This window comes from Bradyrhizobium retamae, assembly GCF_001440415.1.
Classification (GTDB): Bacteria; Pseudomonadota; Alphaproteobacteria; order Rhizobiales; family Xanthobacteraceae; genus Bradyrhizobium; species Bradyrhizobium retamae.
In genome coordinates this window covers 59,236-85,553 of sequence record NZ_LLYA01000046.1, presented here as the reverse complement: position 1 = coordinate 85,553, position 26,318 = coordinate 59,236, and the positions used below count along the sequence as shown (strand labels likewise).

The window sequence follows — 26,318 nt, the reverse complement described above, 5'->3', positions numbered from 1 at the left end:
GTTGAGATGGCTGAGTTCGACGTCGATCTGTTCGTCATCGGTGGTGGTTCGGGCGGCGTTCGCGCCGCCCGCATCGCTGCCGGCCATGGCGCAAAGGTCATGGTTGCCGAAGAATACCGGATGGGCGGCACCTGCGTGATCCGCGGCTGCGTGCCGAAAAAGCTGTTCGTGCTCGGCTCGCACGTCCGCCACGAGATCGAGGACGCAAAAGGCTTCGGCTGGACCATTCCCGAATTCTCCTTTGATTGGCCCACACTTGTTGCCAACAAGGACAAGGAGATCGCCCGCCTCGAAGGCATCTACGCCGCCAATGTCGAGAAATCAGGCGCGAGCATCGTCAAGACGCGCGCCGTGCTGGAAGACGCCCACACGCTGCGCCTCTTGACCGGTGAAACGGTCACCGCAAAATACATCCTGATCGCGACCGGCGGCGCGCCTAATCATGGGCGGGAGATCCCCGGAATCGAGCACGTGATTTCCTCCAACGAGGCGTTTCACCTCACCGAACTGCCGAAGCGCATCGTGATCCAGGGCGGCGGCTATATCGCGCTGGAATTCGCCGGTATCTTTGCCGGCTTCGGCTCCGACGTGACCGTGATCTATCGCGGCGACAACATTCTGCGCGGTTTTGATGAGGACGTCCGCAAGCACGTGCGCGCCGAGATGGAGAAGCAGGGGATTACGATCATCACCGGCTGCACCATCGATAAAGTGGACAAGCACGGCAACGAATACACCGCACATCTATCCAGCGGTTCGAGCATCGCCGCGGAGAAGGTGATGTTCGCTATCGGCCGCCACCCGAACGTCGCCAATCTCGGGCTCGAGAAAGCTGGCGTCGCCATCAACCCAGCCAATGGCGGCATCGCGGTGGACGAGTGGTCGAAGACGTCGGTCGACAACATCTATGCGATCGGCGACGTCACCCATCGCCTCAATCTGACGCCGGTCGCGATCCGCGAAGGCCATGCCTTCGCCGACACCGTGTTCGGCAAGAGGCAGGTAGCAGTCGACCACGCTACCATTCCGACGGCGGTGTTCTCGCAGCCCGAGGTCGGCACCGTGGGCCTGACCGAAGCGCAGGCGCGCGCGCAAGTGAGCCATGTCGACATCTACAAGGCCGATTTCCGCCCCATCAAGGCGACGATGTCCGGCCGCGACACCCGCGTGCTGATGAAGCTCGTGGTCGACGGCACGACGGACCGCGTGCTCGGCTGTCACATCGTCGGCGACACCGCGGCCGAGATCGTCCAGGCGGTCGCTATCGCCGTGAAGATGAAGGCGACCAAAGCCGATTTCGACGCGACGATCGCGCTGCACCCGACGGCGGCCGAGGAATTGGTGACCATGCGGACGCCGACGGCGAGGTATGTGAGGCAGGCGGCGGAGTAGGCAGAATCGTAGGATGGGTTGAGCTCTTGCGAAACCCATCATCTGCTGCGCAACACGGATGATGGGTATCGCTTCCGCCTACGCTCGTTGAGCTACGGCGGACAAGTCGCTCCACCCATCCTATGGGCTCGGACTACCGACATCCGCCGCATTCTGATAACGACGTAACCCAGCATTCAAGAATAGAGGTAGGCGAATAATGATTGAGCAGATCGGTATCGTAGGCGCAGGCACCATGGGCAATGGCATCGCGCAGGTGTGCGCCGCCGCCGGACTTCCCGTGGTCATGACCGACATCTCCGACGCTGCGCTGACCCGCGGGATGTCTGTGGTCGCCAACAGTCTTGAGCGCCTCGTCAACAAGCAGAAGATGACTGACACCGACCGGCAGGCGGCGCTGGCACGCATCACGACGACCACGGACACGGCGAAGTTTTCCACCTGTGATCTCGTTATCGAAGCGGCGACCGAGAATGAGGACCTGAAGGTCAAGATACTGAAGGACCTTTGCCCAAAACTGCGGCCGCAGGCGCTGCTCGCGACCAACACGTCCTCGATCTCGATCACGAAACTTGCAGCGGCGACCGACCGGCCGGACCGCTTCATCGGCATGCACTTCTTCAATCCGGTGCCGTTGATGGCGCTGTTGGAATTGATCCGGGGCTTGCAAACCTCCGACGATACCCATGCCAAGGCGGAAGCCTTTGCAAAGCGGATCGGCAAGGTGTCGATCACGGCGAAGAACAGCCCGGGCTTTGCGGTCAACCGCATCCTCTGCCCGATGATCAACGAGGCGATCTTCGCGCTGCAGGAGGGGCTCGCGACGGCGGAAGACCTCGACGCCGGCATGAAGCTCGGCTGCAACCATCCGATCGGCCCGCTGGCGCTCGCCGACATGATCGGTCTCGACACCATGCTGTCGGTGATGGAGGTGTTCTACCAGGGCTTTAACGACCCGAAATACCGCCCCGCGCCGCTCTTGAAGGAAATGGTCGCCGCCGGTCATCTCGGCCGCAAGACCGGGCAGGGGTTTTATAGTTACGGGAAGTAGAGGAGCGATAGCATGTAGGATGGGTAGAACGCAGCGAAACCCATCGATGCCTCCGCGGAGAGATGATTGGTATCGCTTCCGCCTTCTCTGGCGAGCTACGGCGGACAAGTGCTCAACCCATCCTACGAGGTCATTTCGGATCAGGCTCGACAAGACCCTTGGCCGGATTCTCCAGCTTCCCCGCCCGCGCGAGCTTCACTGCATTCCCCAGCGCGCGTGCCGCGTTGCGCACCTCGTCGTGGAATTCGTGGTCCTCGTCCAAGGCCTGGTGCGAGGTGGCGTAGGGCTCCATGTAGCCGACATAGCCCTCGGCTTCGGCAGTGCGGCCGGCCGAGATCAGCGCCATATCGGTCAGCCAATCCGACAGCGAGCGGCGCAGCGTCTCCGCGCCTCCGCTGTCGCCGTGAATCACAAGCCCGAAATGCCGGCCGGCCAGATGCCGCGGATAGGGCCATCCCTTCAGTTCGAGCGCCTTGGCCTGGTCGGCGTGCTTGCCGTGGGTGGATGTCGGATCGGGATTGCCGCCATCAGCGCAGACCAGGCGATCCATCATCGCCTTCAGCGGCGTCGGCGCGTGGTACCAGTTCACCGGCGCCACGATCAGGATACCGTGCGCGGCCACCCAGAGTGGATAAATTTCGTTCATCCAGTCGTCGGTCTGGCCGAGCGAATAGTTCGGATAGCAACTGCAGGGCCAGTGGCAGAGCGGCATCGCGGTGGCGACGCAGGATTTGCAGGGATGAATCTGCCGGCCATATTCCGATGTTAGCCGCGAGAGATCCAGAATGTCGACCGCACATCCCATTTCGACCAGCACCGGCTCGGCGAGCTTGACCAGCCGCCAGGTCTTGGATGTCTCGCCGGGGCAGGTATGCTCGCTCCGTGCCGAGCCATTGATGATGAGCATGCGCGGCTGCGCCGCGGCATCGTCGTGGCGCCGCTGCGCTTCGAGAATGGCCTCGCGTGCGGCGAGCCAGTCCACCGCGATTTCGTACTCGGGATCGGCGAAGCCCGCGCCCGCCTTGCGCGTCAGCGGGGCTTTGCGGGAATGGCTATAGGCGTCCCATGCCGCCGCGACGACGGCGTCGAGCTCGCGCTGCAGCGGCTGGAAGACCGGATCGACGAAGCGGCCGCGATAACGCCTCTCGAATTCCTCGCGCGGCAATTTGACGGGCGGCATTTCCTTGCGAACGTCCGGCGCCGCCATGGGTCGATCCTTTCGCGCAGATGATCACTGCCGTCTCAACGTTGGAGCCGGAGCGGCGGTTCCGGGGCGTGGCCGGAGCATCTAGTCCGGACGCCACATGTCGAACAGTTCCGCGGCGCTGACCAGCTCGATCTGCTCGCTGAACCGCGTCCGGTACATGGTCATCAGCGCATCATGGCCGGTGTCCGAGGAACTACACAGCGCATCCTGCACGATGACGACGCGAAAGCCGAGATCGACCGCGCCGAGCACCGTGGCAAGCACGCAGACATCGGTCTCCGCGCCTGACACCACCACGGTGCCGACATGCCGCTCGACCAGCAGATGACCGAGCCGCGATCCGAAGAACGCCGAATAGGCCGGCTTGTCGACGACCAGAGCCGGCGGTGAATATCGTGCCAGCGCCGGCACGATGTCGAGCGCGCGGGGCGCGAGATCGCGGCGCGTCGCGCGCTCCCATTTGGTGAAGTAGACGCGCCACTGGCCGCGACGGTCTTCCGGCCGCTCGGGTGTGATGAAGCGCGTGAATACCGTCCGCTCCTGATATCGTGCGGCGATCTGCGAGATCACCGGCAATACCTTTTCCATCCATGGCGTTTCCCACACGCCGCCCTTGGCGAAGATGTTCTGCATATCGATGCACAGATGTGCGGCGTCGCGAATTTCTTCCATGAGTGGCCTCGCGCCTCATTGAGAAGGCTAATTCGGAAAATGGGACCTGGTTTCAACAGCCGGCCGGGAACGGTGTGGCCTTGCCAGGCGCGCGTAACGTCTCGACCGAGGCTCGGCGGCCGAGGGTGAACGGAACTCCCACCTTTGTGCCACGTTGCATTCATGGTTGATGATGCGTGGATGGAAAGGCCATGGCTTATTTTTCCAGAGGACAGGACGCGATCGAGCGGAGCGGCAAGGTCCTGGCGGATGTCGCATGTGCCCTGCTCCTGTTGGGCTTCGCAATTGCGTACTTCGGCTGGCTAGGCGGCGCGGTTGCGTTTCTCATCGTTGAAGGCGGGCTGCTGGCGGTCGAATACGTCTTGCCCGGCGACGACGGTGACGCGGCCGCCGTTGTGAGGTGAACGCGGACCGCCAGGCGAACCATATGCGTGGTCTCACTGCCCGTTGGCCAACCTCGCGCAGAGAAGGGACCATTCATGCCCGTGAAGGTCGATGCCGACGATCTGACAGCAACGGTGCGTCACGCGTTGGAGACCACGCGCGCCACGGCAGCGTGCCCTTTCCACTGGGATGTGATTATTCGCGTCGGCGATGACGCCGCCGAGAGGCATGCTTTCGAGCGCGCAAGAAAAATTGTCAGGAGCGATGGCACTCATTGGCCGGTGCAAGCTGTCAGGAGCGAGTTCGCGCGTCAGCTTGGCGAGGCCGCGGACGGCCAATGTCCCCGGTGCGCGGGCTGATCGCAAGTTACGCGCGGACCTCCGCCTGGATCCATTCCGCGGCCCCGCGCCACAGCGTGTCGCGATGCTCGGGCCGGAAAAATCCCATATGCCCGATCTTGCTTACGCCGGTATCCGCAGGCCTCACCGTGATGATCTCAGGCGCGATCGAGGTAAATCCCGAACACAACAATTCGACCGCCGGCGGCGTTGCCCAGGGGTCGTCGGACATGCAGAGTGCACGCAACGCGCCCTGGTATTTCGGGAAATTCTGCACGGCTTCGAGCCTGGCATCGTCGAACAGATAGCGCGGGCTCATCACCCAGCCGACCCATTGCAAAAATGCATCCTTCGGCAGATCCATGCCGAGGCCGGCCTTGCCGGGCATGTAGCCGAGCGCGCGGGTCAACGGAGCGCCGACAAAATTGAGCAGGGCATAGACGCGGTAGCGCTCCGGCGCCGTCATCAGTTTCCAGTAGCCGGCTTGTGCGGCGATCAGGAGTGCACGCGAAATCTCCGAATTGTTCGGCAATAGGCCGAGCGCCTGGCCGCCGAACGAATGCCCGACATAGGCGAAGGGCAGCGCCTTGTAACGCTCCCGCATCCAGGCGACCGCCGCGGTGATGTCCTGGGCTGCCCAGTCCGACATCGAGGCCTTGAAGCCGACCAGCGATTTCGGCCTGATGGAGCCGGTCAGCGCCTGCGGCCTGGAGTCGCCGGTGCCGCGATAGTCGTAGGTCAGAACCGCGCAGCCGCGGTGGGCGAGGTAACTGGCAAAGCCCCGGTAGAGCTTGCGGGGAACGGCGGTCGCCGAATTGACCAGGACCGCATGGCGTTTGGCCCCGCGGGGTAGAAACAGCGTCGCGGCAAGGGGATATCCATCCGTCGCGGGCACCGTGATGCTGTCGCTAAATATGTCGTCCAGCCCCGGCTCGGCCACCGTGTTCTCCTGCCAGCTTTGCGAGCGGCCATAACAAATGCGAATTCGGATTTCGCCGCAAGAGCTTGTCAGGACTACCGGAAATCTAACTGGCGGTCGGCCCGCGGCCTGTGTATAACCCGGCCTTCGTAACCTTCGATAAGTTGCGGTTTTTGCTCAGGAGTTAACGTCATGTCCGAGCGGTGGACGCCCGATAGCTGGCGCACCAAGCCGGTGCTGCAGGTCCCCGATTATCCCGATGCCAAGGCATTGGCCGACGTCGAGGCGCAGCTTGCTACGTTTCCGCCGCTGGTGTTCGCCGGCGAGGCCCGTAACCTGAAGAAGGCGCTCGCCCGCGTCGCGGCCGGCGAGGCCTTCCTGCTGCAGGGCGGCGATTGCGCCGAGAGCTTTGCCGAGCACGGCGCCAACAACATCCGCGACTTCTTCCGCGTGCTGCTGCAGATGGCCGTGGTCCTGACCTATGCCGGCGCGCTGCCGGTGGTGAAGGTTGGCCGCATCGCCGGGCAGTTTGCAAAACCGCGCTCGTCGAACACGGAAAAGGTTGGCGGCGTCGAGCTGCCGAGCTACCGCGGCGACATCATCAACGACATCGCCTTCACCCCGGAAGCGCGCATCCCCGATCCGCAGCGCCAGTTGATGGCGTACCGGCAGTCGGCGGCGACGCTGAACCTGCTCCGCGCATTCGCGACCGGCGGCTTTGCCAATCTCGGCAGCGTGCACCAATGGATGCTGGGCTTCCTCAAGGATTCCCCGCAGTCACGCCGGTACAAGGAGCTGGCGGATCGTATTTCGGACGCGCTCAATTTCATGCGCGCCTGTGGGCTGGACCTCGAAAGCCATCCCGAACTGCGCGCCACCGATTTCTACACCAGCCACGAGGCGCTGCTGCTCGGCTACGAGCAGGCGATGACGCGGGTCGATTCCACGACCGGCGACTGGTACGCGACCTCGGGCCACATGATCTGGATCGGCGATCGCACCCGCCAGCTCGATCACGGCCATGTCGAATATTTCCGCGGCATCAAGAACCCGATCGGTCTGAAATGCGGCCCCTCGCTGAAACCGGATGAGCTATTGAAGCTGATCGACATCCTCAATCCCGACAACGAGCCGGGAAGGCTGACGCTGATCAACCGCTTCGGCTCCGACAAGGTCGGCGATCATCTCGCGCCGCTGATCCGCGCCGTGCAGCGGGAAGGGCGGGTTGTGGTCTGGTCTTGCGATCCCATGCATGGCAACACCATTGCCTCGACATCAGGCTACAAGACCCGGCCGTTCGACCGGGTGCTGTCGGAGGTGAAGTCGTTCTTTGCGATCCACGCCGCCGAAGGCACCCATGCCGGCGGCGTGCATCTGGAGATGACCGGACAGGACGTCACCGAATGCATCGGCGGCGCGCGCGCCATCACCGACGAGGACCTCAACGACCGCTATCACACGGTCTGCGATCCCCGCCTCAACGCCGAACAGTCGATCGATATGGCTTTCCTGATTGCCGAACTGCTGAAGCAGGAACGCGCCGGTAAGGCTCAGCCGATGCCGGCCGCAGCGGGACTTTGATTTGCTGCGACTCTGGCGGGCCACGATCAACACGCGTAACGGCCTCGCTTTTGCGATCCGCTCGGAGCAGGCCGTCCGCGAGGAACTATGCGCATTGGCGCTGTCGGTACCGCTGGCCTGGCTGATCGGCACGACCACGATGCGGCGCGTGGAACTGGTCGCGGCCGTCGCCTTTGTCCTGGTGGTCGAGCTGCTCAACACCGCGATCGAAAAGCTCGCCGACCGCCTGACCACCGATCACGATTTGAAGATCGGTCAGGTCAAGGATATGGGGTCGGCGGCGGTCGGCGTGGCGCTGTTGATGGCCGGCCTGTTCTGGCTGTTCGCCCTCGCCGAGCGCATGGGCGCTATTTAGATATGCGGTTCTGATCAGGATCAGAACCGCATATCTAAGTTTTTGTTTTGACGCGTTTTCTTCACGCGAACCGGTATCCACTTCGCTTGAAAACGCTATGAAAGCGAGCAATTGCAGTTTGCTCTTGTGCAAGGCACCATCGCCCCCATGACCGACACCTTTACGATCACGCTGGCGCAGTTGAACCCGACGGTCGGCGACGTGCCAGGCAACGCCGCCAAGGCCCGCGCGGCGCGCGACAAGGCCGCGGCCGATGGCGCCGACCTCCTGCTGCTGCCCGAATTGTTCATCTGCGGCTATCCGCCGGAAGATCTGGTGCTGAAGCCCGCCTTCCAGGCCGCCTGCCGCGCCGCGGTCGAAGAGTTGGCGCGCGAGACTGCGGGCGATGGTCCGGCTGTTCTAATCGGCACGCCCTGGGTCGAGGACGGCAAGCTTTATAACGCCTGCGCGCTGCTCGATCAGGGCAGCATCGCCGCGTTGCGCTTCAAGGCGAACCTGCCGAACTACGGCGTGTTCGACGAAAAGCGGCTGTTCGCGCGGGGGCCGGCCGCGGGCCCGGTGACTGTCCGCGGCATTCGGGTCGGCGTCCCCATCTGCGAGGACATCTGGCTCGAGGAATCAGAAGAATACGAAAACGTCGTCGAGTGCCTCGCCGAGACCGGCGCGGAAATCCTTGTGGTGCCTAACGGCTCGCCCTACGCGCGCGACAAGAACGACCTCCGGCTGTCGATCGCGGTCGCCCGCGTCACCGAGAGCGGGCTGCCACTGGTCTATCTAAACCAGATCGGCGGGCAGGACGAACTGGTGTTCGACGGCGCGTCATTCGCGCTCAACGCCGACCTCTCGGTGGCGGCGCAACTGCCCGCGTTCGAAGAAAGCATCACCACGCTGCGTTGGACCAAGGGCGCCGACGGCTGGCGCTGCTCGGGCCCCGTAGTGCCCCTGCTCGAGGGCGACAAGGGCGATTACGCCGCCTGCGTGCTGGGCCTGCGCGACTACGTCCGCAAGAACGGCTTTCCGGGCGTCTTGCTTGGCATCTCCGGCGGCATCGATTCCGCGCTGTGCGCGGCCATCGCCGTCGATGCGCTTGGCGCCGATCAGGTCCGCGGCGTGATGCTGCCGTTCCGCTTCACCGCGCAGGTGTCGCTCGACGATGCCGCGAAACTCGCCAAAGCACTCGGCATCCGCTACGAGGTGCTGCCGATTGCCGATGCGGTGAACGGCTTCGAGAAAATCCTCTCCGGACCATTTGCCGGCCTGCCGCGCGATATCACCGAGGAGAATTTGCAGGCGCGCACCCGCGGCACGCTCTTGATGGCGATTTCCAACAAGACCGGCGCGATGGTGGTGACGACCGGCAACAAGTCGGAAATGTCGGTCGGTTACGCCACGCTCTATGGCGACATGAACGGCGGCTTCAATCCGATCAAGGACATCTACAAGACCGAAGTGTTCCGGCTATCGAGCCTGCGCAACGAGTGGAAGCCGGACGGCGCGCTCGGGCCGTCGGGCGAGGTGATCCCGGTCAACATCATCACTCGGCCGCCGACGGCGGAGCTGCGCGAGAACCAGACCGACCAGGATTCGCTGCCGCCCTACGAGATGCTGGACGGCATACTGGAGCGTCTGGTCGAGCGCGAGGAGCCGCTGGCCACGATCATCGCGGCCGGTTTCCCGGCTGAAATGGTGACGCGGATCGATCGCCTGCTCAACATCGCCGAATACAAGCGGCGGCAGGCCGCGCCCGGCGTCAAGGTGACGGAAAAGAACTTTGGCCGCGACCGCCGCTATCCCATCACCAACCGCTTCTGCGACAACGGCAAGGCGCTGCCTGCGCCCGACGAAAAACTGGTCGCCCGCGCCGGCCGCGCCTCGGCGGATGCGTTCGAAGGATAGGGCGTTTGGCGCCTACTGCTTGGGCGGGATGAAGGTCGGGCCGACGGTGCGGATCGGCTTGTCCTTGTCGTCGGTCGCGGCCGTCGTATCAGCCGGAGCCGTCGCCGGGGCAGGCGCGGCGGCGGTGGTGCCTGCGGGCGCGGCGCCCTTCTTGGGCGGCGGCGCGCCTTTCGACTGCCCGCGCTGCTGCATCCGTCTCGCACTTTCCTCGGTGACAATAATGTCGCCCTGCTGTTCGACCGCTGCTCGGTCGTCGACGGACTTCAACGCTTCGGACCAGGTCTGGCCCGCAGGCTTGCAGGAGCAGGATGCGTTGAACTCGGTGCGGAATTTGAACGCGTTGGGCAGCGATGAATAGGGCTGGCCGTTGATCGAGACCGCCTGGTTGATGTCTTCGCCGGGATTGCGATAGGCGAACAGATTCGCCTCCGCCGCCGGGCACAGCGCCTTGCAGGTCCTCTCATCGTCCTGGAAGCGGGCCTGCACGGTGGCAAACGAGACCGGGAAATAGGCGCCGTCGCAGGTGCGGACGCAGACGGTGCGGTAGGTGCCGGATGGCGCGCCGAGATCGGCGCTCGGCGGCGGCAGCGTATTGTTGTTGCCGAACAGGCTGTCGATGAAGTTGCCAGGGCCGCGCGCGGCAGCGGCATATTGCGGGCCGCAATTGTTCTGCGCGAGCGCCACCAGCACCGAGCGGCGCTGGTTTTCGCGGTCAGCGCCGCCGATGCCGCCGCTGCGCAGCCGTTCCAGGCTGGTGGTGATCTGGTCGAGATTGGCGCGCATCTGCTGAATCTGGTTGTTCACCGGGCCGCACTGGGCGGAACGACCGTTGAACAGCGAGAAGAAGCCCGAGCTGTCGCAGCCCATGCGCTTGGCTTGCAGCGTGACCCGGTCGAACTCGGCCTGCTGCTTGGACTCGGCTTCCTGATACCGGCGGATCTGTTCATCTTTGGCGGGGTCGCCGGTGCCCGCGCCGCGGTCGATCGTCGCCAATTGTCCTTCGAGCCGGATGCAGATCGGATTGGCCTGCGCGCCCTGTTGCGGCGGGGCGTCCTGGTTCATCTGCGCCATGGCGTCTTCGTTCGTCTGCGCCAAAGCGGGTGCGCCCGAGGCGGCGATGCCGAGCAGGATGGCGCAGGTCAAAATTCGAAGGGAGAGGGAAGCGTTGCGAATTTCCAGCATATCCGGCCATTGAGAGCTGATCCGCGCGGCTCAAAAAGCCTGATGACGCGGCCAAGGCGGCGTTCTGCGGCCAAGGCCGCATCCAATAGCTGCTTCTCGGGGCAGCGTCACGTCGTTTCCGGGGCGCGGGTGTGGCAAACCGGCCCTTGAAATCGCAGGATCAGGTCTCTTTAGCGCTGGCAGGTAATGGCGACGTATTCGCTGCACGCCGGGCCTGAGCAGCGGTCGCCGCCGCCGATCGGAACCGCGCTGGTGATTTCGTCGGGCTCGACGCGACGATAGGCGGTCGCCTGCGCAAATTCCCGTGACTGACAATAGGAGCGGGCGGCGTGGGCGCCACATTTGTCGCCCCTGGCGAGGCACTCGTCGACGCCGTAACCATCGGCCTGGTTGGCCACGATGAAGACGCGGCTGTCGGCGGCAGCGGCCGAGGCGGCGAGCAGGAAGGCACAGGCAATGAGTGCGGAGGAAAGTCGCATGGATGGCACCGGCGGCGGGAAGAGACCGCCCTCAGAAATAGGCCCAAAGTGTTAATAATGATTAACCATGAGGCCGAGGGCGGCTGCGAATGGCGGGGGTTCGGCGGCCTGATCGCCCCCAAATCGGGCACAAGCAAGGCCTTGACGGCGTGCTTGCGATACCGCAATGGTTGGAACCATGAACGGTCTCCTCGCCATCTGCGCCATTTGCCGCGAGATTATTAGCTAGCGATTCGCTGGCTGAGGCCGTCTTTTCTCAAAAATGAGATCACTGGACGCCCGGCCGCAAGGGATGGGTACGCCATGGAACTGCGTCTGTACGATACGTTGACCAAGGAGAAGCGGCCGTTCGTGCCGCTGGATGCCGATAACGTCCGCATGTATGCCTGCGGACCGACGGTCTACGACTTCGCCCATATCGGTAACGGTCGCGCGGCGATCGTATTCGACGTGCTGTTTCGCGTGCTGCGCCACCGCTACGGCGCCGATCACGTGACCTATGTCCGCAACATCACCGACGTCGACGACAAGATCAATGTCCGCGCCGCGCGCGACTATCCCGGCGTGCCGCTGAACGAGGCGATCCGCAAGGTCACCGAAGAAACCTATCAGCAATACCAGGACGATGTCACCGCACTCGGCTGCTTGGCCCCGACGGTGCAGCCGCGCGCGACCGAGCACATCCCGGAGATGCGGGCGATCATCGAGAAGCTGGTCGCCGGCGGCTTTGCCTATGTCGCCGAAGATCACGTGCTGTTCTCGCCGCAGGCGATGAACGAAGCCAATTCCGTGATGCCGCGCTATGGCGCGTTGTCGAAACGCTCGCTCGACGAGATGATCGCCGGCGCCCGCGTCGATGTTGCTCCCTATAAGCGCGATAATACCGACTTCGTGCTGTGGAAGCCGTCGAAGCCGGGCGAGCCATCATGGCCGTCACCCGCCGGGATCAAGGTGCAAGGCCGCCCCGGCTGGCACATCGAATGCTCGGCGATGGCCTGGAAGCATCTCGGCGAGAAGTTCGACATTCATGGCGGCGGCATCGATCTGGTGTTTCCGCACCATGAGAACGAGCTCGCGCAGACCTGCTGCGCCTTTCATTCCGATCGCATGGCGAATGTCTGGATGCACAACGGCTTCCTGCAGCTCGAGAGCGAGAAGATGTCGAAGTCGCTCGGCAACTTCTTCACGATCCGGGAACTGCTGGCCGATTGGTCGGGCGAAGTGCTGCGTTTGAGCATGCTCAAGACGTATTATCGCTCGCCTCTCGACTGGACCCTGAAGGGTGCGGAAGAGAGCGCGAAGACGCTCGATGATTGGTATGCGATCGCAGCCGACGCCGTCGCCAGCGAGCCGTCGCCGGCTATGATCGAGGCGCTCCATGACGACCTCAACACGGCGCTGGCGATGGCTGTCCTGCACAGCCTGCGCAACGCGGCGGCGTCCGGCGGCGCGCGTGAACGCGGCGAGTTTGCGGCCTCGCTCCGCCTGCTCGGCTTCCTCTCGATGAGTGCTGCGGAGTGGAAGGGGCGGAAGCAGCAGGCGAGCGGTATAGATGCAGAGCACGTCGATCGCCTGATTGCAGATCGCGCGGCGGCGCGCGCGCGTAAGGATTTCAAGGAATCCGACCGTATCCGCGATGAGCTCGCCGCGATGGGCGTTGCCATCAAGGACAGCAAGGACAAGGACGGAAAACCTGTAACGACCTGGGAGATCGCGTGATGGACAAGCCCGATACGCCGTTTCCAAAACACTGGCGCTATTACGTCTTCATCAAGTGGGCGCTGATCGTTGCTGCGGTCATACTGGCCCTGCGACTGTTCGGAGTGCTTTGACGCGATGGGACAGGCATTGCCGAAACCCGGCTTGCGGCCGTTTCTGCCGGCGGATGTTCCGATGCTGGCGGCGATCTTCGTTGCCGCCATCGAGGGGCTGACCGGCGACGACTATAGCGAGGCGCAGCAGGGAGCCTGGGCGCAGGCGGCCGACGACGAAGCCGCGTTCGGCAAGAAGCTTGCCGGGCAGTTGACGCTGATCGCGACTATCCAGAACGCGCCGGTCGGCTTCGCCTCGCTGAAGGGCGCTGACCATATCGATATGCTCTACGTGCATCCGAGCGTAGCCGGGCAGGGCGTTGCGTCGATGCTGGTCGATGCGCTGGAGAAACTGGCGGGCGCGCGCGGCGCGAAAACCCTGACGGTCGATGCCAGCGATACAGCCGAGCCGTTGTTCACAAAGCGCGGCTATACCGCCAAGCAGCGCAACACGGTTTCGCTCAACGGCGAATGGCTCGCCAACACCACGATGCAGAAGACGCTGGCGACAAGCGCCGCGCCGGGAGCGCCGACATGAGCCGCGAACGCCTTTATCTGTTCGACACCACGCTGCGCGACGGTGCGCAGACCAACGGCGTCGATTTCACGCTGCATGACAAGCAGATCATCGCGCAGATGCTGGATGAACTCGGCATCGACTACGTTGAAGGCGGCTATCCCGGCGCCAATCCGACCGACACGGAATTCTTCGCCGTAAAGCCGCAGCTCGAATACGCGAAATTCACCGCGTTCGGCATGACGCGCCGTCCCGGCCGTTCCGCCTCGAACGATCCGGGGCTGGCCGCGCTGATCGAGGCCAAGGCCGATGCGATCTGTTTTGTCGCAAAGTCCAGCGCTTATCAGGTGCGGGTGGCGCTCGAGACCACCAACGAGGAAAACCTCGCCTCGATCCGCGACAGCGTCGTTGCTGCGAAGGCTGCCGGGCGTGAGGTGATGGTCGACTGTGAGCACTTCTTCGACGGTTACAAGGAGAATGCCGATTTCGCGCTCGCCTGCGCCAAGGCCGCCTATGAGTCCGGCGCGCGCTGGGTCGTACTGTGCGACACCAATGGCGGCACCATGCCGCACGAGATCGAGACCATCGTGGGCGCTGTCACCAAGCAGATCCCGGGCAGCCATGTCGGTATCCACGCCCATAACGACACCGAGCAGGCGGTCGCCAATTCACTGGCCGCGGTGCGTGCGGGCGCGCGGCAGATCCAGGGCACGCTGAACGGGCTCGGCGAACGCTGCGGCAATGCCAACCTCTGTTCGCTGATCCCGACACTGCGGCTGAAGGACGAGTTCTCCGACGCGTTGGAAATCGGCGTCACGAACGAGAAGATGGCGACGCTGATGAAGGTGTCGCGCACGTTGGATGACATGCTCAACCGCGCCCCGAACCGCCACGCGGCCTATGTCGGCGAAAGCGCCTTCGTGACCAAGGCCGGCATTCATGCCTCTGCGATGATGAAGGATCCGCACAGTTACGAGCACGTGCTGCCCGAACTGGTGGGCAACCATCGCAAGGTGCTGGTCTCCGATCAGGCCGGCCGCTCCAACGTGATGGCCGAACTCGATCGCGCCGGTATCACCTATGAGAAGAGTGATCCGAAGCTGGCGCGGCTGGTCGAGGAGCTGAAGGAGCGGGAAGCGGCAGGCTTCGCCTATGAATCTGCCAATGCCTCGTTCGATCTCTTGGCGCGGCGCACGCTCGGCCGGGTGCCGGAATATTTCAAGGTCGAGCAGTTCGACGTCAATGTCGAGCAGCGCTACAACGCCAACGGCCAGCGCATCACGGTGGCGCTCGCCGTCGTGAAGGTCGATGTTGCCGGCGAGCGGCTGATCTCGGCGGCCGAAGGCAACGGCCCCGTCAATGCGCTCGACGTCGCGCTGCGCAAGGACCTCGGCAAGTACCAGACATACATCGAAGGCCTGAAGCTGATCGATTACCGCGTGCGTATCCTCAATGGCGGCACGGAAGCGGTGACGCGGGTCCTGATCGAGAGTGAGGATGAGAACGGCGAGAGCTGGACCACCATCGGCGTCTCGCCTAATATCATCGACGCTTCATTCCAGGCGCTGATGGACTCGGTGATCTACAAGCTTGTGAAATCAGGCGCACCGGTGTGAGGTGATACGGTCATTCCGGGGCGATGCGAAGCATCGAACTATGGTGCGCAATTGCGCACCTGAGAATCTCGAGATTCCCCTGTGCGCAATTGCGCACCTGAGGTCTGGTCCTTCGGACCATCCCGGAATGACGCGGAGAGAGCAGGGGCCATTTTATGATCGATCACATCTCCGTCGGCGTCAGCGAACTCGAACGTTCAGCACGCTTCTATGAAGCAACCCTCGCAACCCTCGGCCTCTCACGCCTCGTCACCCGTCCAGCAACCATCGGCTTTGGCAAAACCTATCCCGAATTCTGGATCAACCTGCGCGCCGGTATGGCGCCAGTCGCGCCCGAGAGCGGTACCCATATTTGCCTTCGGGCGAAATCAACTGCCGATGTCGATGCGTTTCACGCCGCTGCGCTCAACGCCGGCGGCCGCTCCGACGGCGCACCGGGCATTCGCCCCCACGATCGCGTGAAGTATTACGCAGCATTCGTCATCGATCCCGATGGCAACCGCATCGAGGCCGTGACGTTTCCGAGCGAGTGAAGCCGTGGTGGCCTAAAGCCTCCGCGCCACCTCCGGCGCCATCTGCTTGGCGCCTTCGGGCGCCCGCGCCGCGGCGGCGCGCAGGCGCGGCACGATGTCCTCGACCCGTTCGGCCTTGAGGATATCGACGTCAAGCGCCGGGCGAATGAATTCGGTGGCGCGCATATGCGCCAGCAGCGCGATCAGAGGCTCCCAGAAGCCGTCGATGTTGGCGAGCAGCACCGGCTTGGAATGGCGGCCGAGTTGCTGCCAGGTCATCTGCTCGACCAGTTCCTCCAGCGTGCCGATGCCACCGGGAAGCGCCACGAAAGCGTCCGAGCGTTCGAACATCAGCCGTTTGCGCTCGTGCATGTCAGGCGTGACGATCATCTCCTGCACGCGCGACAGCGCGAGCTCGCGGGACTTCAGAAAATCCGGGATGATGCCGGTGACGAGGCCGCCGTGATCCAGGGTGGATTGGGCGATCGCGCCCATCAGGCCAACGGAGCCGCCGCCATAGACGAGCCGGATATTGTTCTCGGCAAAACTCTTTCCCAAAGCGTGGGCGGCTTCGACAAAGCCGGGGCTGGAGCCGGCGCCGGAGCCGCAATAGACACAGACAGTTTTGATTTGATCCATGGAAACCATGTGGCACTGCACCCAGGAAACCTCAAGTCTGATTGATTTCGCTGATGCAGCAGAAATAGGCCCGAAATCAAACCAAACGGGGGAAAGATTTATCTTTCAAGGCTGTACGGGAGAGTTAAACGCTTTATATGACGCACATATGCAGATCATCAGAAACCATCTGACGGCGGCCGGTGCGCCATCTTGCGTTGGGCGCGACAGCAATGGTTGATCCTGATTCGCACACCGATATCGCCCAACTGCCGGCCGACAACGCGCCCGAAAAGGCGACCCTGATCGGGACGCTGGTTCATCTGTGGCCGTATATCTGGCCCGGCGACCGCGCCGACCTGAAAATGCGCGTGGTCTGGTCGATGGTGCTGCTCTTGCTCGCGAAGCTCGCGACGTTGACGGTGCCGTTCACCTTCAAATGGGCGATCGATGCGCTCAACGGCATGGGCACGGCACCGGTCGAGGCCTCGAACTGGATGCTGTGGCTGATCGCCTCGCCACTGCTGATGACCGCAAGCTACGGCGCGGTGCGCGTGCTGATGGCGGTGCTGACGCAGTTTCGCGACGGCATCTTCGCCCGTGTCGCCATGCATGCGGTGCGCAAACTCGCCTACATCACCTTCGTTCACATGCACGAATTGTCGCTGCGCTTTCATCTGGAGCGCAAGACGGGCGGCCTGACGCGCGTCCTGGAGCGCGGCCGCACCGGCATCGAGGTGATCGTGCGGATGGTGATCCTGCAGCTCATCCCGACCATCGTCGAGGTCTCGCTTCTGATGGCGGTGCTGCTGTGGCAGTTCGACTGGCGCTATGTGCTGGTCACCGCTGTTACGGTCGTGATCTACATGTACTACACCTACATCGCGACCGAATGGCGGATCGAAATCCGCCGCAAGATGAACGACTCTGATACCGAAGCGAACACCAAGGCGATCGACTCGTTGCTCAATTACGAGACGGTGAAATATTTCAGCGCCGAGACGCGCGAGGCCGAACGCTACGACCGTTCTATGGAGCGCTACGAGCATAACAGCATCAAGACCTATACCTCGCTCGCGGTGCTCAACACCGGGCAGGCGGTCATCTTTACCATGGGCCTCACCGCGACCATGCTGATGTGCGCGCTTGGCGTGCGCAACGGCACCAACACGGTCGGCGATTTCGTCATGGTCAACGCCATGATGATCCAGCTCTACCAGCCGCTGAACTTCATGGGCATGGTCTATCGCGAGATCAAGCAGGCAATCATCGACATCGAGAAGATGTTCAACGTGCTGTCGCGCAATCCGGAGATCAAGGATGTCGAGGGCGCCGCGCCGCTCGTGGTCAGCGCCGGCAATGTGCGCTTCGAGGACGTGCGCTTTGCCTATGATCCGGAGCGGCCGATTCTCAAAGGCTTGAGCTTCGAGGTGCCCGCCGGCAAGACGGTCGCGATCGTCGGCCCCTCCGGCGCCGGCAAGTCGACGATTTCGCGGCTGCTGTTCCGCCTCTACGACGTCTCCAACGGCAAAATCCTGATCGACGGCCAGGATATCAGAAACGTCACGCAGGCTAGTCTGCGCGCCTCCATCGGCATGGTGCCGCAGGATACCGTGCTGTTCAACGACACCATCCGCTACAACATCCGCTACGGCCGCTGGGACGCCGGCGATGCCGAGGTGGAAGAGGCGGCGCAACTGGCGCAGATCGACAGCTTCATTCGCAACTCGCCCAAGGGCTACGAAACCCAGGTCGGCGAACGCGGCCTGAAACTGTCGGGCGGCGAGAAGCAGCGCGTGGCGATCGCGCGCACGGTCTTGAAGGCGCCGCCGATCCTTGTCCTCGATGAGGCCACTTCCGCGCTCGACAGCCACACCGAGCATGAAATCCAGGAAGCGCTGGAGCGCGTCTCACGCGGCCGCACCTCGCTGGTGATTGCCCACCGGCTCTCGACGATCATTGGCGCCGATGAAATTATCGTGCTGGATCAAGGACGCATCGCCGAGCGCGGCACCCATGTCAGGCTTTTGGCTGCCGGCGGGCTTTATGCCAGCATGTGGAATAGGCAGCGCGAAGCCGAGGCGGCGCGGGAGAAGCTCGCGCAGATCGACGACGGCAACGAAGCGCCGAACCGCGCCCCGCCGCCGGTCGATGATCCGCTCAACGAGCCGTCCAAAGGGCCTGCCAGAGATCCCCTGGCCAAAGATCCCTTGGCAACTGCCGCGGAATAATCCAAATACGGCGCTACTTCCAAGGCAGCGAAGTCGGCCAGATAACAGCGAGCCCTAATGTCGATTGCGAATTCCATCCGCGCGCAGATCCCACCGATCCACCCGGAGGGCTATCCGTTCATCGGCGGCTTTGCGCTGGCCAGCCTGATCCTGTTCTGGCTCTGGACGCCGCTGGGTTGGATCGGCACCATCGTGACCGTCTGGTGTGCGCTGTTCTTCCGCGATCCCGTCCGCGTGACGCCGGTGCGCGACGGCATCGTGGTGTCGCCGGCCGATGGTCGCGTCTCGATGGTTGCTCAGGTGCTGCCGCCGGCCGAACTCGGCCTCGGCGACCGGCCCCTGCCGCGCATTTCGATCTTCATGAGCGTGTTCAACTGCCACGTGAACCGCAGCCCGGTGACCGGCCGCATCGACCGTATCGCCTACCGGCCCGGCACCTTCATCAATGCCGAACTCGACAAGGCCAGCGAAGACAATGAGCGCAACTCGCTGGTGATCTCGACCACGAACGGCCGGATCGGCGTGGTCCAGATCGCCGGATTGGTGGCGCGGCGGATTGTCTCATTCGTGCGCGAAGGCCAGTCGATCGGCGCCGGCGAGCGGTTCGGCCTGATCCGTTTCGGCTCGCGTCTGGACGTCTATCTGCCCGAAGGTACGAGATCGCTGGTTTCGGAAGGCCAGACGGCAATTGCCGGCGAGACGATTTTGGCCGATTTCGGCTCGACCGAGCAGGGCCGGACCTTTCGCGCCGATTAACTGGCCAGGCGGCTGCCAATGGCAAACCGGGCCAGCGCTTGCTATATAATGATTGGCATGCTGATCCCGGACCCCAAATACCCTGAATTGCGCCGCCGCCGGTTTCGTCCGATCCCGGTGCGGATGCTGGTGCCCAACGTCATCACCTTGCTCGCGATCTGCGCCGGGCTTACGGCGATCCGCCTGGCGATCGAAGGGCGGATGGAGCTCGCGGTCGCGGCGATCGTATTCGCGGCGGTGCTTGACGGGGTCGACGGGCGCGTGGCGCGCATGATCAAGGGCCAGTCGAAATTCGGCGCCGAGCTCGACAGCCTGGCGGATTTCGTCAATTTCGGCGTCGCGCCCGGCCTGATGCTGTATTTCTGGCAGCTCCAGGAGTTGAACAATGGCGGCTGGATCGCGGCGATGGTGTTTGCGATCGCGGGCGGCCTGCGGCTTGCGCGCTTCAACGCCAGCATCGACGATCCGAACAAGCCTGCTTTTGCGGCGAACTATTTCACCGGCGTGCCGGCGCCGGCCGGCGCGATCCTTGCGATGCTGCCGTTCTATCTGGCGTTTCTCGGCGTCCCCAAGCCGCCGGCAATGCTGACCGCGGCCTATACGTTGCTGATCGCTTTCCTGATGGTGTCGCGGCTGCCGGTATTCTCCGGCAAGACGGTGAAGATGCGCGTGCCGCCGGAAATGGTGCTGCCCGTCTTCGTCTCCGTGGTGTTCTTCGTCGCGCTGCTGATCGGCTATCCCTGGCACATCCTGTCGATCGGCTCGGTGCTCTACCTCGTAAGCCTGCCCTGGGGCTGGAAATCCTATCGCGACCACGAGCGCAACGCCGCCCTTGCTGCACAGCCGGCTCCGACGGCTGAAACCACGCCGTCATCTCCGGGGACATTCTCGCCGACTCCCAGCGAGACCGAGGACGAACGGCCGGCGCGGCTGAACTGAGCGTCCTCGCTACTCTCCGATATGGCTGCCATGAGCCGCTGCCGATTGGGTTCTCCCCCAATCTCGGCTATAGGGCTTAGCGACCTACGGCCTCAAAGAGCCGGGCCGAAAAAATCAGGAGAGAACGCCGTGAACAAAGCCGTTACCGCCCCGCTGTCTGCTTCCGTCCTCGAGGCGCTGGCGCGCTACGATACCCCGACGATCTGCAATGCGATGGAGATCGTGGCGCCGGAGCGTCGCCTGATCGGCTACACCACCAAGCCGCTGGTCTGTCCGTTCCCCGACCTGCCGCCGATAGTCGGCTACGCCCGCACGGTGACGATCCGCTCGGTGCTCAAATCCACGCTTCCCGCCGATGAGCAGGCGAAGCGTCGCATCGCCTATTACGAATATGTCGGCACCGGCTTCGGCCCGCGCATCACCGTGATCCAGGATATCGACGGCGCCGATGCCGGCTATGGCGCGTTCTGGGGCGAGGTGCAGAGCAACGTGCACAAGGCGCTCGGCTGCCTCGGCGTCATCACCGACGGCTCGATCCGCGACATCCCGCAATGGGCGCCGGGCTTCCAGGCCTTGGCCGGTTCGATCGGACCGTCGCATGCCTGGGTCCATGCCGAACATTGGGGTGGCGAGGTGCGCGTCGCCGGCATGACGGTGCATTCGGACGATCTGATCCACGCCGACCAGCACGGCGCCATCGTGATCCCCATCGACATCGCGGCAAAGATTCCGGAAGCCGCCGAACTCTGCGGCCGGCGCGAGACGCCGATCCTGGAGATCGCGCGCAGCCCGGACTTCACGCTGGAAAAACTGAAAGAGGCACTGAAGCGCTCGGCGGAGATTCACTGACGAAAAGTCGGATCTGACAAACGGGCGAGGGGGAGCGCTATGAGACGGTTCTGGGCGGCACTGTCACTATCGTTCCTTCTCGGTGTCGCAGCCGTGCAGGCACAAACCTATCCCTCGCGGCCGATCACGCTGATCGTGCCGTTTCCGCCGGGCGGATCGACCGATACTGCCGCGCGGATCATGGGCGAGCGGATGCGGGCAACGCTCGGGCAGTCGGTCGTGATCGAGAATGTCGGCGGCGCCGGCGGTAGTATTGGCGTCGGTCGCGTCGCCCGCGCTGCGCCTGACGGCTATACCTTCGACATCGGCCAGTGGGATACCCATGTCGGCAGCATCATCTACAAGCTCGACTACGATCTCGAAAAGGATTTTGAGCCGATCGCGCTCGTCTCGAACAACCCGCAGCTCATGGTCGCCAAGAAAGACCTGCCGGCAAATACGCTGGCCGAACTCGTGGCGTGGATGAAGGAAAACCCCGGCAAGATCAATTTCGTCAACCAGAATGCGGCGGCGAACGTCACCGGCGTTTTGTTCGAGAACCTGACCAAGCAGAAGGTGCAGTTCATTCCCTATCGCGGCGCCGGGCCTGCCATGACCGATCTCGTCTCAGGCACGGTCGATCTCTTGGTGGTGCAGGGCGCGGTGGCGCTGCCGCAAATCCGCAAGATCAAGGCGCTCGCCAACCTTTCGCCGACGCGCTCGGCCTCGATGCCGGACATTCCGACCGCGGACGAGAGCGGCGTGCCCGGTCTCTACATGTCCGGTTGGTTCGGCTTCTGGGCGCCGAAGGGCACACCGAGAGAGATCATCGCCAAGCTCAATGCGGCGACAACAGAGGCGCTGGCCGATCCCGCGATCCAGAAGCGTTTTACCGAACTCGGCCTCGACGTCGCGCCGCGCGCGCAGCAGACGCCAGAAGGATTGGCCGCCTTCCAGAAGGCCGAGATCGAAAAATGGTGGCCGATCATCAAGTCAGCCGGCATCGGCATTCAGGCGCAGTGAGCTAATGACGGCGAGAGAATGCCAGCCGCGTGCCGGCGCATTATGGTTAGCGATTCCTTGCGATCGTGTGGCCGCCGCCCCGCGTTTTTACGATCCCTGTTCGAGTTTAACCTTTACGGCTCTTTAATTGCGCGGTCGTAGGGTTCCTCTGCGCCGCTCCGAATGGAGCGCGCGACCGGTCAGGATGGCCGGTAGTTTGCGTACGCGTTGGAGTTCAGAATGGATATCACCACGCTCGTTGGCCTGATCGTCGGCATTGTTGTCCTGTCGACGCTGATCTTGATGGGCGGTGACTTCCGGATGTTCTACGACATCCACGCCGTCATCATCATCTTCGGCGGTTCGTTCGCCGCAACCCTGATTCGCTTTCCGCTCAGCGCGATCCTGCACGGCATGCCGCTCGGCGCGAAATTCGCCTTCACCATGAGCCGTCTTTCGGCGCGCGACCTGGTCGACGAACTGGCGCGCATCGCGGAAATCGCACGCAAGCAGGGCCCGGTCGGACTGGAGAAGGTCGAGACCGACGAGCCGTTTCTCGCCAAGGGCATCCGCTACGTCGCCGACGGCTACGACCTCGAGTTCATCCGCGACAACATGGAGCGCGATCGCGACAACTTTCTGATGCATCTGAACGAGGGTTCGAAGATCTATCGGGCCATCGGCGACTGCGCGCCGGCGTTCGGCATGATCGGCACGCTGCTCGGCATGGTGCAGATGTTCTCGAACATGTCGGACCCGTCGAAGCTCGGTCCCTTCATGGCGGTGGCCTTGCTGGCAACACTTTACGGTGCGCTGGTGGCGAACCTGATCTGTCTGCCGATCGCCGACAAGCTGCATGGCAAGCTGATCGACGAGGAAACCAACCGCACGCTGATCATCGACGGCATCCTGATGATCCGCGATTCCAAGAGCCCGGCCTTGGTGCGTGAAATGCTGTTGGCCTATCTGCCCGAAAAGCATCGCCACGAAGAAGGCGAACTGGTTCCGGCCTGATCGGCTGCTAGCATCAAGGCGCGGACATAGAGCATGGCCAAGAAAAAACGCGAAGAGGCGCATGGCGGTCACGGCTGGTTCGTGACGTTCGCCGATCTGATGGCGTTGTTGCTGTCGTTCTTCGTGATGCTGGTTGCGTTCTCCAGCCAGGACCAGCAGAAGCTCAAGATCGTCGCCGGCTCGATGCGCGAGGCGTTTGGCGTGCAGACCGAGTCCCGGCATTCGGGAATCGTCGAATCCGACGGCCTGCCGACGCGGCCGAAGCTGAAGAATGTCGAGCATATTCCGCCCGAGGATGCCTCCAATACCCCGACGCCCGACGACAAGGACCGTCAGCGCGAAAACGGCGCCCGCTTGAAAGTCGATCGCGCGTTCGCGCTCGCTGCGGCCTCGTTGCGCCAGGCGCTGCAGGACATGCCGGAACTGACCGAAATGTCCAAGAACATCATGTTCGAGGAAACCAAAGAGGGGCTCAATCTGGAAATCGTCGACCAGGATGGCCGCTCGATGTTCGCTGATGGCTCCAAGGTGCCCTACGACCGCACCCGCCGGCTGATACAGAAACTGGCGGTGCCGCTGAAGGCGACACCGCTGCGGCTCAACATTGTCGGCCACACTTCTGCCGGCTTCCTGCCGTCACGCGGCGAATATAGCGCCTTCGATCTGTCGGCGGACCGCGCCAACGCCGTCCGCCAGATCCTCGAACGCGAAGGGCTGCCCGCATCCCACATCTATGCGGTCGGCGGTAAGGCCGACAGCCAGCCGCTGTTTCCCGACGATCCGACGCTGCCGGCAAACCGTCGCGTTACCATCACGTTGATGCGCGAAAATCCACCGCTTCCGCCTAACCTGAAGCCATAATACGACTACCATAATACCAGCGCGGCGCTGTGGCTGCTTTGCGCCAGTCCCGGGATCGCGCGTGGTGCTATGGTCGCGCGATGATTGACAGGCAACGCGGAAGCGCCGATAGCCGCCGGATCGATTCAACGACGAGAACGTTCCCCTTCCATCATGACTGCCAGCGTCACATCTACCGAAGCAGCCCATGATGGGCATGCCACCTCCGGCTTTTGGGCCCTGACGCTGGGCAGTATCGGCGTGGTGTTCGGCGATATCGGCACTTCGCCGCTGTATGCGTTCCGCGAGGCCGCCACCCACGCGGCCGAAGGCCAGCCGGTATCGCGCATCATTGTCCTCGGCGTGCTGTCGCTGATCCTGTGGTCGCTGCTCATCGTCGTCACCGCCAAATATGTGCTGCTGCTGTTGCGCGCCGACAACAACGGCGAGGGCGGTACGCTGTCCCTGATGGCGCTGGGTCAGCGGGCATTGGGCCAGCGGAGCTGGGTGTTGCTGGCGCTCGGTGTGGTCGGCGCCTCGATGTTCATCGGCGATTCCATGATCACGCCGGCGATCTCGGTGTTGTCAGCGGTCGAAGGCCTCAAGCTCGTCACGCCCGCCCTCGAACATTATGTGGTGCCGCTGACGATCTTCATTCTGGTCGTGCTATTCTCGGTACAGAGCAGCGGCACCGCGCGCGTCGCCTCGCTCTTTGGGCCGGTCACGGTGATCTGGTTCGTGGCGCTGGCGGTGATGGGCCTCGTCCACATCAGCGACGATCCTACGGTGCTGCTGGCGATCAATCCCTGGTATGCGATCCAGTTCATGCTTTCCCACGGCGTCGTCGGACTGGTGACGATGGGCCTGGTGTTTCTGGCGGTGACGGGCGGCGAGGCGCTCTATGCGGACCTCGGCCATTTCGGACGCAAGCCGATCCAGACCGCATGGCTCTTTTTCGTGTTGCCGTCGTTGCTGATCAATTATTTCGGACAGGGCGCGCTGGTATTGTCCGATCCATCGGCGATCGAAAACTCGTTCTACCGGATGGTCCCGGAGATCCTGCTGATACCGCTGGTGGTGCTCGCGACTGCAGCGACCGTGATCGCGAGCCAGGCGGTGATCACAGGCGCCTTTTCGCTGATCCGCCAAGCGGTGCAGCTCGGTTTGTTGCCGCGCTTCGAGGTCCGTTACACCTCCGAGGCCCATGCCGGCCAGATCTACCTGCCGCGGGTCAACCGGATGCTGCTGATTGGTGTGGTCCTGCTGGTGCTGTTGTTCCGCACTTCGAGCGGCCTTGCATCGGCCTACGGCATCGCCGTCTCCACGACCATGGTGGTCGACGGTATCATGGGCTTTGTCGTGATCTGGAAGCTGTGGAACTGGCGCGCGGCGACGGCGGCGGCCGTGATCCTGCCGTTCGTCGTCGTCGACATGAGCTTCTTTGCCGCAAACCTCTTGAAGCTGTTGGAAGGCGCCTGGGTGCCGCTGCTGTTCGGCGTTGCGGTCGCAGTGATGATCTGGACCTGGCGCCGCGGCGCCGCGATCCTGACCGCCAAGACGCGGCGCATCGAGGTGCCCTTGATGGACCTGATCAAGAGCCTGGAAAAGCGCCCGCCGCACATCGTCAAGGGCACGGCGGTGTTCCTGACTTCTGATCCGAGCTTCGTGCCGACCGCGCTGATGCATAACCTCAAGCACAACAAGGTCCTGCACGAGCACAACGTGATCCTGACCATTGAAACCGCACAAACGCCGCGGGTCGACGTTTCAGAGCGCGTCAAGATGGAAGCCATCAGCGAGAAGTTTTCTACCGTGCGCCTGCGGTTCGGCTTCATGGAATCCCCGAACGTGCCCAAGGCGCTGGTGATCGCGCGCAAGCTCGGCTGGCAGTTCGACATCATGGCGACCTCGTTCTTCGTGTCGCGGCGGTCGCTCAAGCCCTCGGCGCAGTCGGGCATGCCGCTCTGGCAGGATCATATGTTCATCGCGATGAGCCGGTCGGCGAACGATGCCACCGACTACTTCCAGATCCCGACCGGGCGGGTCGTAGAAGTGGGTACCCAAGTAACCATCTGATTTCAGATGGAAAATTGGCTGCAGCCTTTGCTGCCATCTATGCGGAAAGCGCATACCGGAGGCCTGGATTCCGGCTAACCTGTCCATTCGTCCCGGGAGTAT

At 63.2% G+C, this 26,318-nt stretch carries 26 protein-coding genes; 20 read left to right on the top strand and 6 right to left on the bottom strand.

Annotated features, from left to right (window positions below):
• Positions 1–6: 6 nt before the first annotated feature.
• Positions 7–1,392, top strand: a complete 1,386-nt coding sequence (gene gor, locus CQ13_RS07820; protein ID WP_057842417.1) for a glutathione-disulfide reductase — start codon at positions 7–9, stop codon at positions 1,390–1,392.
• A gap of 199 nt (positions 1,393–1,591) precedes the next feature.
• Positions 1,592–2,443, top strand: a complete 852-nt coding sequence (locus tag CQ13_RS07815) for a 3-hydroxybutyryl-CoA dehydrogenase (RefSeq protein WP_057842416.1) — start codon at positions 1,592–1,594, stop codon at positions 2,441–2,443.
• A 130-nt stretch (positions 2,444–2,573) separates the two neighbouring features.
• Here CQ13_RS07815 and CQ13_RS07810 read toward each other — a convergent pair whose 3' ends face one another.
• Positions 2,574–3,650, bottom strand: a complete 1,077-nt coding sequence (locus tag CQ13_RS07810) for a flavodoxin family protein (protein ID WP_057842415.1) — start codon at positions 3,648–3,650, stop codon at positions 2,574–2,576.
• A gap of 81 nt (positions 3,651–3,731) precedes the next feature.
• Positions 3,732–4,322 (bottom strand): cysteine hydrolase family protein, encoded by a 591-nt coding sequence (locus CQ13_RS07805; RefSeq protein ID WP_057842414.1) that lies wholly within the window; start codon positions 4,320–4,322, stop codon positions 3,732–3,734.
• A gap of 191 nt (positions 4,323–4,513) precedes the next feature.
• Here CQ13_RS07805 and CQ13_RS07800 point away from each other — a divergent pair, with 191 nt between their 5' ends.
• Positions 4,514–4,726: a hypothetical protein gene (locus CQ13_RS07800; protein WP_057842413.1), complete on the top strand. Its 213-nt coding sequence runs from the start codon at positions 4,514–4,516 to the stop codon at positions 4,724–4,726.
• Between the two features lie 75 nt (positions 4,727–4,801).
• Positions 4,802–5,065 carry a hypothetical protein gene (locus CQ13_RS07795; protein WP_057842412.1) on the top strand — a complete coding sequence of 88 codons (264 nt, stop codon included), beginning with the start codon at positions 4,802–4,804 and terminating at the stop codon, positions 5,063–5,065.
• 7 nt (positions 5,066–5,072) lie between these two features.
• Here the strand turns inward: CQ13_RS07795 and CQ13_RS07790 are convergent, their stop codons facing one another.
• Positions 5,073–5,984, bottom strand: coding sequence for an alpha/beta hydrolase family protein (locus CQ13_RS07790; protein WP_057842411.1), 912 nt, complete (start codon positions 5,982–5,984; stop codon positions 5,073–5,075).
• Between the two features lie 171 nt (positions 5,985–6,155).
• On the opposite strand from CQ13_RS07790, the gene CQ13_RS07785 reads away from it, so the two are divergent.
• The 3 genes from CQ13_RS07785 to CQ13_RS07775 all read left to right on the top strand — a co-directional run bounded on the left by CQ13_RS07785 (position 6,156) and on the right by CQ13_RS07775 (position 9,795).
• A complete protein-coding gene (locus CQ13_RS07785; RefSeq protein ID WP_057842410.1) occupies positions 6,156–7,544 on the top strand; it encodes a class II 3-deoxy-7-phosphoheptulonate synthase in 1,389 nt (462 codons plus the stop codon).
• A 1-nt stretch (position 7,545) separates the two neighbouring features.
• A complete protein-coding gene (locus tag CQ13_RS07780; protein WP_057842409.1) occupies positions 7,546–7,899 on the top strand; it encodes a diacylglycerol kinase in 354 nt (117 codons plus the stop codon).
• 147 nt (positions 7,900–8,046) lie between these two features.
• On the top strand, positions 8,047–9,795 hold the full coding sequence (locus CQ13_RS07775) for an NAD+ synthase (RefSeq protein WP_057842408.1): 1,749 nt from the start codon (positions 8,047–8,049) through the stop codon (positions 9,793–9,795).
• A 12-nt stretch (positions 9,796–9,807) separates the two neighbouring features.
• On the opposite strand, the gene CQ13_RS07770 is transcribed toward CQ13_RS07775, so the two are convergent.
• Entirely contained in the window at positions 9,808–10,977 is a 1,170-nt protein-coding gene (locus CQ13_RS07770; protein ID WP_057842407.1) for a DUF2865 domain-containing protein, read from the bottom strand.
• Positions 10,978–11,147: 170 nt separating this feature from the next.
• Positions 11,148–11,456 (bottom strand): hypothetical protein, encoded by a 309-nt coding sequence (locus CQ13_RS07765; RefSeq protein WP_057842406.1) that lies wholly within the window; start codon positions 11,454–11,456, stop codon positions 11,148–11,150.
• A 303-nt stretch (positions 11,457–11,759) separates the two neighbouring features.
• Between CQ13_RS07765 and cysS the strand changes: the two genes are divergently transcribed.
• The 4 genes from cysS (at position 11,760) to CQ13_RS07745 (ending at position 15,933) form a co-directional block, all read left to right on the top strand.
• The gene (gene cysS, locus CQ13_RS07760; protein ID WP_057842405.1) at positions 11,760–13,175 is read left to right on the top strand and encodes a cysteine--tRNA ligase; all 1,416 of its coding nucleotides are present in this window, start codon (positions 11,760–11,762) and stop codon (positions 13,173–13,175) included.
• 117 nt (positions 13,176–13,292) lie between these two features.
• Entirely contained in the window at positions 13,293–13,805 is a 513-nt protein-coding gene (locus CQ13_RS07755) for a GNAT family N-acetyltransferase (protein WP_057842404.1), read from the top strand.
• Positions 13,802–15,400, top strand: a complete 1,599-nt coding sequence (gene cimA, locus CQ13_RS07750) for a citramalate synthase (protein WP_057842495.1) — start codon at positions 13,802–13,804, stop codon at positions 15,398–15,400. The genes CQ13_RS07755 and cimA overlap by 4 nt, the downstream gene beginning before the upstream one ends.
• A gap of 155 nt (positions 15,401–15,555) precedes the next feature.
• A complete protein-coding gene (locus CQ13_RS07745; RefSeq protein WP_057842403.1) occupies positions 15,556–15,933 on the top strand; it encodes a VOC family protein in 378 nt (125 codons plus the stop codon).
• A gap of 12 nt (positions 15,934–15,945) precedes the next feature.
• On the opposite strand, the gene CQ13_RS07740 is transcribed toward CQ13_RS07745, so the two are convergent.
• The gene (locus tag CQ13_RS07740; protein WP_057842494.1) at positions 15,946–16,551 is read right to left on the bottom strand and encodes an LOG family protein; all 606 of its coding nucleotides are present in this window, start codon (positions 16,549–16,551) and stop codon (positions 15,946–15,948) included.
• On the opposite strand from CQ13_RS07740, the gene CQ13_RS42660 reads away from it, so the two are divergent.
• From CQ13_RS42660 to CQ13_RS07700, 9 genes are all read left to right on the top strand, one after another.
• Positions 16,550–16,771, top strand: coding sequence for a hypothetical protein (locus tag CQ13_RS42660; protein WP_156433565.1), 222 nt, complete (start codon positions 16,550–16,552; stop codon positions 16,769–16,771). The two genes, CQ13_RS07740 and CQ13_RS42660, sit on opposite strands and share 2 nt — an antisense overlap.
• The gene (locus CQ13_RS07735) at positions 16,764–18,761 is read left to right on the top strand and encodes an ABCB family ABC transporter ATP-binding protein/permease (RefSeq protein WP_057842402.1); all 1,998 of its coding nucleotides are present in this window, start codon (positions 16,764–16,766) and stop codon (positions 18,759–18,761) included. Before CQ13_RS42660 ends, CQ13_RS07735 begins: the two co-directional genes overlap by 8 nt.
• A 57-nt stretch (positions 18,762–18,818) precedes the next feature.
• Positions 18,819–19,517, top strand: coding sequence for a phosphatidylserine decarboxylase (locus CQ13_RS07730; RefSeq protein WP_057842401.1), 699 nt, complete (start codon positions 18,819–18,821; stop codon positions 19,515–19,517).
• A 57-nt stretch (positions 19,518–19,574) separates the two neighbouring features.
• The gene (locus tag CQ13_RS07725) at positions 19,575–20,456 is read left to right on the top strand and encodes a CDP-alcohol phosphatidyltransferase family protein (RefSeq protein WP_057842493.1); all 882 of its coding nucleotides are present in this window, start codon (positions 19,575–19,577) and stop codon (positions 20,454–20,456) included.
• Positions 20,457–20,585: 129 nt separating this feature from the next.
• Positions 20,586–21,305: an RraA family protein gene (locus tag CQ13_RS07720; protein WP_057842400.1), complete on the top strand. Its 720-nt coding sequence runs from the start codon at positions 20,586–20,588 to the stop codon at positions 21,303–21,305.
• Positions 21,306–21,344: 39 nt separating this feature from the next.
• Positions 21,345–22,307 (top strand): Bug family tripartite tricarboxylate transporter substrate binding protein, encoded by a 963-nt coding sequence (locus CQ13_RS07715; protein ID WP_057842399.1) that lies wholly within the window; start codon positions 21,345–21,347, stop codon positions 22,305–22,307.
• Positions 22,308–22,526: 219 nt separating this feature from the next.
• Positions 22,527–23,300, top strand: coding sequence for a motility protein A (locus tag CQ13_RS07710; protein WP_057842398.1), 774 nt, complete (start codon positions 22,527–22,529; stop codon positions 23,298–23,300).
• Positions 23,301–23,333: 33 nt separating this feature from the next.
• Positions 23,334–24,161 carry an OmpA/MotB family protein gene (locus tag CQ13_RS07705; protein WP_057842397.1) on the top strand — a complete coding sequence of 276 codons (828 nt, stop codon included), beginning with the start codon at positions 23,334–23,336 and terminating at the stop codon, positions 24,159–24,161.
• A 153-nt stretch (positions 24,162–24,314) separates the two neighbouring features.
• Positions 24,315–26,216 (top strand): potassium transporter Kup, encoded by a 1,902-nt coding sequence (locus CQ13_RS07700; protein ID WP_057842396.1) that lies wholly within the window; start codon positions 24,315–24,317, stop codon positions 26,214–26,216.
• Positions 26,217–26,318: the final 102 nt, after the last annotated feature.

What these genes read in the sequence shown, in the direction of transcription:
- CQ13_RS07730 (WP_057842401.1), top strand. Translation starts at nt 18,819, where the DNA reads ATGTCGATTGCGAATTCCATCCGCGCGCAGATCCCACCGATCCACCCG.
- CQ13_RS07795 (WP_057842412.1), top strand. Translation starts at nt 4,802, where the DNA reads ATGCCCGTGAAGGTCGATGCCGACGATCTGACAGCAACGGTGCGTCAC.
- gor (WP_057842417.1), top strand. Translation starts at nt 7, where the DNA reads ATGGCTGAGTTCGACGTCGATCTGTTCGTCATCGGTGGTGGTTCGGGC.
- CQ13_RS07725 (WP_057842493.1), top strand. Translation starts at nt 19,575, where the DNA reads ATGCTGATCCCGGACCCCAAATACCCTGAATTGCGCCGCCGCCGGTTT.
- cysS (WP_057842405.1), top strand. Translation starts at nt 11,760, where the DNA reads ATGGAACTGCGTCTGTACGATACGTTGACCAAGGAGAAGCGGCCGTTC.
- CQ13_RS07735 (WP_057842402.1), top strand. Translation starts at nt 16,764, where the DNA reads ATGGTTGATCCTGATTCGCACACCGATATCGCCCAACTGCCGGCCGAC.
- CQ13_RS07785 (WP_057842410.1), top strand. Translation starts at nt 6,156, where the DNA reads ATGTCCGAGCGGTGGACGCCCGATAGCTGGCGCACCAAGCCGGTGCTG.
- CQ13_RS07745 (WP_057842403.1), top strand. Translation starts at nt 15,556, where the DNA reads ATGATCGATCACATCTCCGTCGGCGTCAGCGAACTCGAACGTTCAGCA.
- CQ13_RS07815 (WP_057842416.1), top strand. Translation starts at nt 1,592, where the DNA reads ATGATTGAGCAGATCGGTATCGTAGGCGCAGGCACCATGGGCAATGGC.
- CQ13_RS07775 (WP_057842408.1), top strand. Translation starts at nt 8,047, where the DNA reads ATGACCGACACCTTTACGATCACGCTGGCGCAGTTGAACCCGACGGTC.
- CQ13_RS07765 (WP_057842406.1), bottom strand. Translation starts at nt 11,456, where the DNA reads ATGCGACTTTCCTCCGCACTCATTGCCTGTGCCTTCCTGCTCGCCGCC.
- CQ13_RS07800 (WP_057842413.1), top strand. Translation starts at nt 4,514, where the DNA reads ATGGCTTATTTTTCCAGAGGACAGGACGCGATCGAGCGGAGCGGCAAG.
- CQ13_RS07705 (WP_057842397.1), top strand. Translation starts at nt 23,334, where the DNA reads ATGGCCAAGAAAAAACGCGAAGAGGCGCATGGCGGTCACGGCTGGTTC.
- CQ13_RS07810 (WP_057842415.1), bottom strand. Translation starts at nt 3,650, where the DNA reads ATGGCGGCGCCGGACGTTCGCAAGGAAATGCCGCCCGTCAAATTGCCG.
- CQ13_RS07700 (WP_057842396.1), top strand. Translation starts at nt 24,315, where the DNA reads ATGACTGCCAGCGTCACATCTACCGAAGCAGCCCATGATGGGCATGCC.
- CQ13_RS42660 (WP_156433565.1), top strand. Translation starts at nt 16,550, where the DNA reads ATGGAAACCATGTGGCACTGCACCCAGGAAACCTCAAGTCTGATTGAT.
- CQ13_RS07740 (WP_057842494.1), bottom strand. Translation starts at nt 16,551, where the DNA reads ATGGATCAAATCAAAACTGTCTGTGTCTATTGCGGCTCCGGCGCCGGC.
- CQ13_RS07710 (WP_057842398.1), top strand. Translation starts at nt 22,527, where the DNA reads ATGGATATCACCACGCTCGTTGGCCTGATCGTCGGCATTGTTGTCCTG.
- CQ13_RS07770 (WP_057842407.1), bottom strand. Translation starts at nt 10,977, where the DNA reads ATGCTGGAAATTCGCAACGCTTCCCTCTCCCTTCGAATTTTGACCTGC.
- CQ13_RS07715 (WP_057842399.1), top strand. Translation starts at nt 21,345, where the DNA reads ATGAGACGGTTCTGGGCGGCACTGTCACTATCGTTCCTTCTCGGTGTC.
- cimA (WP_057842495.1), top strand. Translation starts at nt 13,802, where the DNA reads ATGAGCCGCGAACGCCTTTATCTGTTCGACACCACGCTGCGCGACGGT.
- CQ13_RS07755 (WP_057842404.1), top strand. Translation starts at nt 13,293, where the DNA reads ATGGGACAGGCATTGCCGAAACCCGGCTTGCGGCCGTTTCTGCCGGCG.
- CQ13_RS07805 (WP_057842414.1), bottom strand. Translation starts at nt 4,322, where the DNA reads ATGGAAGAAATTCGCGACGCCGCACATCTGTGCATCGATATGCAGAAC.